The sequence below is a fragment of the Ketobacter sp. MCCC 1A13808 genome, assembly GCF_009746715.1.
Classification (GTDB): domain Bacteria; phylum Pseudomonadota; class Gammaproteobacteria; order Pseudomonadales; family Ketobacteraceae; genus Ketobacter.
In genome coordinates this window covers 1-4,354 of the sequence record NZ_VRKW01000036.1, presented here as the reverse complement: position 1 = coordinate 4,354, position 4,354 = coordinate 1, and the positions used below count along the sequence as shown (strand labels likewise).

The 4,354-nt window shown below is 43.2% G+C and carries 4 protein-coding genes; all 4 read right to left on the bottom strand.

The window, feature by feature from the left end; all coding sequences use genetic code 11:
• Positions 1-296: 296 nt before the first annotated feature.
• Complete coding sequence (locus FT643_RS22630; protein WP_156873677.1) at positions 297-1,145, bottom strand: DUF6236 family protein; 849 nt, start codon at positions 1,143-1,145, stop codon at positions 297-299.
• Positions 1,146-1,717: 572 nt separating this feature from the next.
• The gene (locus FT643_RS22625) at positions 1,718-2,110 is read right to left on the bottom strand and encodes a hypothetical protein (protein ID WP_156873676.1); all 393 of its coding nucleotides are present in this window, start codon (positions 2,108-2,110) and stop codon (positions 1,718-1,720) included.
• A 118-nt stretch (positions 2,111-2,228) separates the two neighbouring features.
• The gene (locus FT643_RS22620; RefSeq protein ID WP_156873675.1) at positions 2,229-2,630 is read right to left on the bottom strand and encodes a hypothetical protein; all 402 of its coding nucleotides are present in this window, start codon (positions 2,628-2,630) and stop codon (positions 2,229-2,231) included.
• A 100-nt stretch (positions 2,631-2,730) separates the two neighbouring features.
• Positions 2,731-3,120: a YybH family protein gene (locus FT643_RS22615; protein ID WP_156873674.1), complete on the bottom strand. Its 390-nt coding sequence runs from the start codon at positions 3,118-3,120 to the stop codon at positions 2,731-2,733.
• Between the last annotated feature and the right edge of the window lie 1,234 nt (positions 3,121-4,354).

Here is a 4,354-nt window from a genome sequence, read left to right as displayed (position 1 = left end):
AGCATATCAGTTACGTTGCGTCCACCCCACCAACCATTCAAGTTCGAAATAATGTAGTCGTAATCGTTTGGTAATAGTCTTCTAATCATTGATTATTCAATTTACTGCGCGCACATAACGCCCCGGTCATTGGCCCAAACTGCGCGGCGTGAATTTGTGGTAAGGTGAACGAAGTGAACAACAAATTCGCGCCGCGCAGTTTGGGTCCACGATGCACCGGTTTGTTATGCGATTATAAAGCCTTGAATTGTATTTTTTTGGCTTAGTTTCACTGAACCAGATAGAGTTAATGTGAATTAATTTTGGTCATTAACGTTAAAACTTTTTCTAATACTCTTTAGATAATTATATTGACTTGGACACTCAATAATATTTGGCAAAAACATTGATTTAAAACCTACAACGATTCCTGCGCCAGCCATACCTACCATTAAAGGTGACATATCTATCAGTGATGGTAAACTAATTGAACCTAATCCAGCGCCTACAACGCCTGAAAAATCTTGAGTTATTGTATTCCTTATATTTGTAACTACCCGCTTAATTTTTCCTTCATTTAAAGCTCTATCGAGATCCTTCAATGCATTTTCTAGCTTAGTTACTTCAGAATTCCTTGATCTTGGAATATCAGCTGATCCAATAATTTTCTGGTAAATATCGTCAAGATATACTCTAAACGCGATCAGTTCATCTCTTCTCTTTTCTTTGAACTCAAGTATATCCGATAGAGGTGTGTCTTCCGAAGGAACTGGGAGCATTCCATACAACTCAAAATCAACTGAAACCCCAATATTTCCTTGAGAATATTGAGGCTCAGCAGACATTTGAGCTAAGCTCCACGAACCCGGTTCTTTCTCTTGATTTAATCTAAGCGCTGCTTCCTGTGCTTCTATAAAATATTCACCGTCATCCGATATTAATCCACTTGAAAATCCAACTCTTGTTCTTTTTAAGGAATTAGTAGTCTCTAAGTAATCCATATTTGGTGAATATATATTTATTAAACCATTAGATGGGTAATCAATCTCATCCCAATACATTAAGTATTTTCTTAATTCAAGCGGTGGAGGTTCTCCAATGTACTTAAGCCCTCCATTTGGAAGTACTTCAAATAAAGGGGATAAGACTATACCTTTTTTACTCATGCATACTCCAATGTGATTTACTATCGAACCGCATAACGCTTAGTGCAGCTGCGTTTTGGTTGGTGTATAGTTTTGTGTAATATGGCGGAGCCATACACAAAACGAAGCACTAACCAAAACGTCAGCTGGCACTATTTGTTATAACTGACGACCACGAAACCGCTAAACCGCTAAACCGCTAAACCGATGAAACATATTGCTACTAACACCCACCAACCAGTGCGAACATAAAGCAACTGTGATATTTTTGCGTCTTTGTAAGTTCTGTTAGTTTCCCTGGCTTCGTTCCAGAAATTGGATATGTTAAACAAAGACCAAAACGGTTCCGATTTCATCTCATACCCTAGCTCCCGAAATCTCCTTTTTATTGTTGAGGCCAAAAAAGGAAATCCGAATTGAGCGGAAAACAAAACCATAAAAATCTTCCAATTCAAATCTAGTTCCATAGTTCTCGGTAGTTATAACGCCAAGTTAAGTGGCCCCGGAGCGGAGCGATTTTTTGTGCCGTAGAATGAGCGAAGCGAATGGGCACAAAAAATCGCGGAGTGTAGGGGTCCACCTTGAACGCCTGGTTAGCTGGCATTCGCGCTACCGAGGCTAAATTTAATTTTGTGACTGAAACTACTCGCTTTCCCATATGCCTCACGAAGATTGGCTGCCAATTCTTCTAGACCATGACCGAGCAGGTGCTCTCGAGCCGCAGCGTTGTATTCTCGAGGTACTGCGTACACAAACAGTCGCCATTCGTCCCAACGGTCCCAATACGAAGCATGAATGAGAGTAACGACACCAAGGCTCGCCACGCGCTCGCGCCATTTCGACGCCCAAAACTCATCCCGCCACTCAAAAGTTAGCACGGCGGATCCGGCCTGAGGTATACCGTTTAACGCCTCGCTAATTTTCTCTGCTCCCAGCGGATAAGCGAACCCTTTTGGAAGCTTTGACTTTCTGTTAGTGCGGATCATGCCTGCCTGCTAACGCCGTGGTCAGTGGGCCAGTGTAGTGGAGCTATTTTTATGGTAAAAAGAGCGAAGCGATACCATAAAAATAGCGGAGCGTAACTGGCTCCACTGCACCACTTTGTTAGCCATTGCCGCCGACAGATTTAGTATTAAAAACTAATAACCAGAGCGCTATTGCGTACACTGCATGTATAACTGACATTATGTAGTATTCTGGCATCAAACGAGAAAATGCAGCTACGACCCCATACTGAAACATAACATCTAGCGCACCACCAATTGTAAATGCCGCAAAAGCACCCCACGCAAACACAGGTGTTTTTGATATAAATTTCCATGCAGCTACTGCACACATCATTAACATTCCAGCCCGAACAACAGAGCTAGACAGCTTCAGAGCAGTAGCCCAACCACTCATTGAGTCATAAACACCTTGTTGGTAGAAAGCAACAACGGCTACCAGTATGATCACCCCAAAAATAGCAGCTAATACGCTGAATATCTTAGTAAGTACGATTTTCATAAGTTTTGGCTAACGTCGCCAACACAGGCCGTAGTGTAGGCGCGAAGCGCCGAAACGGAGGTCCTGCACCAGCTTGCTGGTGCATGTGTGGTTGGCTTTGTTAAGCATTTACTTGCACCACTTCGTGGCCATATGAATTATCAATGGCGCATAACCAATTGCCACTAACCGATTTGTGAAATACATAAGTGGCTTTACGCTCTGTTGGAGGATAGTTGGGCGCAGAAACAACGGTATTAGCGAGCACCAGTGCGGTATCTCCTGACTCCAAGATTTCCATGCCGTTCTGCGCTAATTTAAGCCCATTCTTGAAATATACTGCAATTTTTTCAAATGCCTCCCGGATTTCTTGTTTTCCACAAGCGTTCACCCCCGGTGTAACAACCAAAATTGCATCATCCGTATAGATACCCATGAGCGTATCAAAATCTTCGGAAACAATCGCCGTATCGGCCCGTTCGATCTGTATTTCTATTGGATGTCGATCCATTGACTCGATTTCCTTTGGATGCTTAACGCCCACATCAGTGGGCCGCTGGAGTGGAGCTGTTTTTGTGCAACAATGAGCGAAGCGAATGCACAAAAACGGCGGAACGTAAGCGGCTCCACTGCATGTGATGGTTATAATTTGCTTGGGTAAAACGCATTGCCTGCACCGCCCACCAACTCGTATTTTGTTTTGTCTTTTGTTGCATCGTAATAGGATAAAACTGTTGAATCCCGAATGTAAGTGGGCCGACCTATCGATTTATGATGCTGCCGTAAGTCACACTGTTAGTCACCGCAAGAATGCACGCAAGGTTTGTGGCAACGGAATAAACCACGACCCGAATCAAATGCGCCTCAGCCAAAATTTGCCACGTCCTCGATGTCCACGAACCGCCCATGCACCCGGAACCAACTTGATAGAATCCACCATGGAGCCACAACACCTGAACAAAACTACGGCCCAACTCTGGGGCAGTGCTCCCTGAACTGAATCGTTAGCTCAGTCCAAATTGCGGAGACAATGCAAACTCTAGCTGATCACTTCTAGCTCTAAACTACTCAAAATTCTAACCGAACAAGCGGTAGCAACGCCCTATCGGACTTGCGAAGGTGTAGATGTAAAACCGCTTGGTTTTAAAAATATTTCAGCTCGCAAAGTTATAACGCCCGTATCTGTGGGCAACCGTAGTGGAGCGTTTTTTGTGGTATAAAGGAGCGTTAGCGACGACCACAAAAATCGTGGAACGTAGGTTGCTCCACCAGCATACGTTTGTTATGCATCTGCGATTCAAAAATTAGCAATGGATCAGATATAGGCCATAGCAATTTCAATCGATACCGTATTAACTTTATTTTTTCGAACTTCTATCTCTTGCTTCTTCAATCTGCTCATCAAGATTATCATCTAGCTGTTTATTTTTTGAATTCGATGCCCCTTCAACACCATAGTACTTATGATTCAGGCACTCGTCCTTACTGACAAACTCACTATCCTCATGAAACTCGTAGTAATTGGAATTATATCTATATGAGTTCGAATAGTTTGAAGGATCACACCAATAGTTAAAATATTCGTCAGGATTTTCTGGATCTAACGCATGTGAGCCGAAGCATCCGGTGTCTGTCAACATTGTTGTCGCATAAAAGTACTCAGCTCTTTAACAATTTACCGCCTTTTCCGGGTTCAGAGTTACTGAGTCCGGCAAGCTGAGGTTTCTGATGTTACCCGACCATCG